Here is a 5,057-nt window from a genome sequence, read left to right on the forward strand (position 1 = left end):
GACGGCGGTTCTGCGCGTCGACCGCGAGGTCGCGGACGACATGGTCTTCATGCCGAGAATCCGCAGGATCAGAAGGCCGCGCCGTATCTGGGAAAGTGCTCGTAAATTTCTTCCAGTATCGCTTAGAGGCCTCGGTGCCGGGCGATAGATCGTGCTTGAATCGCGGGCGCGGGATCGATCCGCGTCACCTCAACGGTTTAAGGTCTCGCGAGCTTGGTCGCACAAGCGGGCACGAGGCATGCGTGGCCAAGCGCAGCGCCATGAGAGGAAAAGGTGACCCGGGCGAGGGTGCGAGCATGGCGAACCGGGCGACAAAACTGACGGGAGCAAAGCCAGCTACCTTCCTTGGGGGCGTCCGTCTCAACTTATCACCATCCCAGCCTCAGTGATGCGATCAGGCGTGGGACCGCAAGGGAGCTCTCAATTGTAGCGGCGCACCCAGGCCGTCGATGTCAAAGCGCGAGGCGACAAAGGCCCGCTCAAGGACCGGCGTGGCTTACGTTCTGGTGGCAGCCGGGGGCGATAAAGCGGAGGGTGCGGCGCTGGCGGCTGACACACGAAGTTCATCGGCATTTTAGGCTGATGCGCCTTTCCCTCACCACACCCCACCGGATTTTTCCAGCCCGTGTTTACCGGATGTTACCGTGTTTCCTCGACATTCACGACTGAAGCAGTCGAGAGGTTCAGATGCCAGCTCCCAACCCACGCGGCGAGATCACGACAAATCTCTCGGCATTCCTAAAGGCAGGGTCGGTGACGGAGGCCCATATTCAGGTTCCGGTTGCGTTCGATGCGATCGAGAATTCCGACATTAGCGCACTCATCGAGGTCGGTCCCGGCGGGAGAGACATCAGTCCGCTCTCGCTGCAACTGCTCGTCAGTGCAGAGCGAACCTATCCCAAAGATCAGGTCACCTTCGGCGAGCGGGCCTGCGCCACGCTGACGGCAATCGGAAACACTAAGGAGATACAATGATGGCGAAGACGGTTCTCAGCGTCGATGACTCCAAGAGCATTCGCGACATGATCGGCTTCACGTTGCAGCCAAAGGGGTACGACGTTGTCGGAGCAGGCGACGGATTGGAGGGACTCACGGCCCTCGCGAGCAACACGGTCAACATGATCGTCTGCGACCTTAACATGCCGAACATGAATGGGATCGAGATGATCCGTAAGGTGCGCGAGGACCGTCGCTTTGACGGGATCCCGATCGTGATGCTGACCACGGAAGCGCAGAAAGAGAAGATGATGGAAGCCAAGGCAGCGGGCGCCACGGGCTGGCTGGTAAAGCCGTTCGACGAGGCGAAGCTGGTCGCGGTGGTCACGAAGATGATCGGAGCTGCGCAGTGAACCCGGCCGCGCAGTCCTTCGTACAGGAAGCACGCGACATCCTGGAAGATCTCGAGGGTATCCTGCTCGAACTCGAGGCTGATCCCATAAACCCTTCTCGCGTAGACGCTGTTTTCCGCGCCTTGCACACCCTCAAGGGGTCGGGCGCCATGTTCGGCTTCGCAACTCTTTCGGCGTTCGTTCACCATTTCGAAAATGCATACGACCGAATTCGCGAAGGTAAGGCGACAGTTACACCGACGCTGATCGAGCTTTCCCTTGCTTCAAGTGATCACCTAGAGCGCATGCTGGACGCTGGCCCCGACGACGGCGGCACACTGGCGCAGGATGCCGCCACGGCCGGTCTTGTCGCGAAGATCGAAGCGTTGGCCGAGGCCGCTCCGAAAGAAATGCCGGAGGTGTCAAAGCGTGAACGGTTCTCGATCACGTTCAAGCCCGACGCCTCCGCGCTTAGAACTGGCATGCGCCCGGACCTGATTCTCGACGAATTGAACGAGCTGGGCGAAGCTAAGATCTTGGCGAACGCAGGTGACGTGCCGGGTTTGCGCTCTCTGGATCCAACCGTCTGCCATCTCTGCTGGAACGTCGAACTCGAAACGTCCGCCGGACGCGAAGCAATCGAAGACGTGTTCATCTTCGCCTCAGACTGGACCCTGAAGATCGAAAACATGACCGCGAGCGTTGCAGACCACGTTTCAGCCGCCGCATCTGTCGAGGTGACCGATGGAGGGTCTGAGCAGGAGGCCCCGAGTGCGGTGGCCACAGCAAGGCCGGAAGAGACGCGGTCGGCTCAAAAGGCTGATTCCGTTCGTGTCCAGTCGCATCGCCTTGATGAACTGATGGATCAACTAGGCGAATTGGTAATTGCACAAGCTCGCCTGAACCGGATTTCTACCGAACTCGGCGATCTAGGATTGGCCAGCACTGTCGAGGAAATCGAGCGGCTGGTTACTGGGCTGCGCGACACCACTCTGTCAATCCGAATGCTGCCAATCGAGCTCGTGTTCGGAAAATTCCGCCGAGTCGTGCGCGATCTGTCGACTGAACTAGGCAAGTCGATTGCCTTCGAGACCCATGGCGGCGAGACCGAGGTGGACAAAAACGTCATCGACAGCCTGACCGAACCGCTCGTTCACATTATCCGAAATTCGATCGATCATGGCATTGAGACGCCCGAGGAAAGACGCGCGGCCGGGAAGTCCGATCGCGCCACCGTGTCGATGCGGGCGCGGCAATCGGGCGGCGAGGTTCTCATCTCTGTCGTCGACGATGGCAAGGGATTGGACGCCGAGGCAATTCGTGCCAGAGGCATTGAGCGTGGCCTCATAGATGCGAACCAGGAGGTCTCTGAAGACCAGCTTTTCGGACTGATATTCGAGCCGGGTTTCTCTACGGCCAAGGTTCTTTCAAGCGTTTCGGGCCGTGGCGTCGGCATGGACGCGGTGCGCCGTGTCATCGATGACCTGCGCGGAACCGTGGAGGTGAAGTCGCAGAAGGGGCTCGGTACCGAGGTAACACTGCGTCTACCGCTGACTTTGGCGATCATCGAGGGGCTTCTGGTCAAGGTTGGGGATGGACCCTTCGTCCTCCCTCTGTCGAATGTGGAGGAATGCGTCGAGCTGCCGCGTGACGAAGAACTCAGGCAAAGCGGTCGGTCTCTCCTGCGCATTCGCGACCAGCTGGTGCCGTTCCTTAACCTGGACGCCCTTTTCGGATTCGATCGCATCGACAATCCTGACCGCCGCGTGGTCATCACCAGTGTCGAAGGACGACGCACCGGTCTCGTTGTCGACGAGGTAATTGGTCAACACCAAACCGTGATCAAGCCGCTCAGCGTCTACCACCGTGGGATCGAAGGCTTGGCTGGGTCGACCATTCTTGGGGATGGCTCGGTGGCGCTCATCCTCGACGCGGCCGCCATCGTGAAGCGTGCGCAAACTGCACTGAGGGCTGTCGCATGAAGGAAGTAATGAAGATGACAGAGATCTCTGAGGTGTCGATGGCGCTGACCTTCTCACTGGATGGCGAGACTTTCGCCCTCCCGGTTGAGCACGTGAGTGAGATCATCGATCCGTTGCCCGTCACAAGGGCGCCCAATGCGGACCCCTTCGCGCCTGGCCTCATCAACGTCCGAGGCGCGATTGCTCCAGTCGTCGACCTGCGACAACGCTTGGGCATGAAACCAGGGGAAATCGGCGAGACCAGCCGGATTCTTGTACTCGATCTCGTCCTCGATGGTCAGGCCACCAAGGTCGCAATGCTCGCCGACGATGTCGATGACATCACCGAAACTGCGGTGACTGACGTGGAAGCAGTCCCGGAACTGGGTGTGAGGTGGCCGACAGACCTGCTCCGGGGCGTCGTTCGCAAAGATGGCGCCATCGTGGTCCTTCTCGATGTCGACGCCGCCTTCGCGCCGGCAGGTCAACCGAGCATATAGTTAAAGACAACGTGAGGCCATAAAAATGCATATGACTATCAAAGCGAGATTGATCGCTACCTTTGTGGTGCTGGTCGCGCTGATCGGCGTCTCGAGCTTCATAGCTCTCAAAGAAGCCGGAAAACTTCATGCGAACCTCAACCAGATGGCGGATAACACAGCTTACCAGCTCGACGAGAGTTTGAAAATTGAAGCTAACGCGGCGCGCTCGATGAGTCTGATCAAGAGTTATCTCGCGCAACCGGATGCCGACGTCGCCGGGCAAATCGCCGGTCAGGTCGATCAGCAAATCACGGACGTTGGCGATGCAGTCACCAATATCGCAAACAGTGACAATGGTGAATCGACCTCGGCACTTCGTGCGGCGTTCGATAAGGAGTGGCGTGAATTTCTCGCGGTCGAAGCTGAGCTGCGCCCACTGGGACTGGCGAACACGAACGTGCGCGCCACGAGAACCTATATGGATGAGAGCGAACCGGCGTTCGACGCTCTCTATGCTCAGACCGAAAAGATGATTGGCGACCTGCGGAGCCGAATTGCGGCCTTCGCCGCCCGCGCCGCCCGCGACGCACGTCTTGAGGAGCTCGAGACGAACATTGATGCGATGACCGACAACATTCGAGGTCTGCAGAGCATCGAGCGCCAGATGCTCATCTTGGTCGACGGTGAAAGCCTCGCGGCCAAGGCAGCAGAGTTTGCGGACCAGAAAGAGGGGCTGATTGAAAACTTAGCCTCGGCGGAGCTTAACGCCTCTGGCGCCGATCTTGCTACCGTCAATACGATCCGGGCATTATGGCAGGCGTGGGAAATACCTCTGACCCAGACCGTCGATCTTTCGCTTCGGAACACCAACACACTAGCTACAGAAATTCTGAACGAGCGTCTCGAGCCCGCCTTCAAGGAGAGCTTCGCGGCGGCTGATGCCCTCGCCACCCGTGCGCGTGTCTCTCTCGAAGCCGCACAGGTTGAAGCTCAGCAGGCTTACCAGAACTCGCGCAACCTGCTGCTGACCCTGGGCGCTGCCGCCGTGGTCGTCGCCATCGCGGCTGCGTTCTGGCTGTCGACGACGATCAGCCGCGGGCTTGGTCGGGCCGTTGATGTGGTCACGGAAGTGGCGCGGGGCAATCTCGACGTCGAAGCCAAGACCAAGAGCCGGGACGAGATCGGCACCCTGCTCAACGCGATGAACGGCATGGTCGGCGACCTGAAGGGCATGAGCCATGCCGCCGAGAGCATTGCCAAGGGCGACCTTCGGGCGAACGTGACGC

At 59.6% G+C, this 5,057-nt stretch carries 5 protein-coding genes; all 5 read left to right on the forward strand.

Annotated features, from left to right (window positions below; translation table 11 throughout):
- Positions 1 to 687: 687 nt before the first annotated feature.
- Positions 688 to 975 (forward strand): hypothetical protein, encoded by a 288-nt coding sequence (locus ACFDS3_RS18920; protein WP_375263897.1) that lies wholly within the window; start codon positions 688 to 690, stop codon positions 973 to 975.
- Positions 975 to 1,349 (forward strand): response regulator, encoded by a 375-nt coding sequence (locus ACFDS3_RS18925; RefSeq protein WP_375263898.1) that lies wholly within the window; start codon positions 975 to 977, stop codon positions 1,347 to 1,349. Before ACFDS3_RS18920 ends, ACFDS3_RS18925 begins: the two co-directional genes overlap by 1 nt.
- Positions 1,346 to 3,310 (forward strand): chemotaxis protein CheA, encoded by a 1,965-nt coding sequence (locus ACFDS3_RS18930; RefSeq protein ID WP_375263899.1) that lies wholly within the window; start codon positions 1,346 to 1,348, stop codon positions 3,308 to 3,310. Before ACFDS3_RS18925 ends, ACFDS3_RS18930 begins: the two co-directional genes overlap by 4 nt.
- Positions 3,307 to 3,789, forward strand: a complete 483-nt coding sequence (locus ACFDS3_RS18935) for a chemotaxis protein CheW (protein ID WP_375263900.1) — start codon at positions 3,307 to 3,309, stop codon at positions 3,787 to 3,789. The genes ACFDS3_RS18930 and ACFDS3_RS18935 overlap by 4 nt, the downstream gene beginning before the upstream one ends.
- Before the next feature lie 25 nt (positions 3,790 to 3,814).
- Positions 3,815 to 5,057: MCP four helix bundle domain-containing protein (locus ACFDS3_RS18940; protein ID WP_375263901.1), on the forward strand; the 1,243-nt coding region annotated here is incomplete at its 3' end.

This window comes from Palleronia sp., assembly GCF_042089775.1.
Classification (GTDB): Bacteria; Pseudomonadota; Alphaproteobacteria; order Rhodobacterales; family Rhodobacteraceae; genus Palleronia.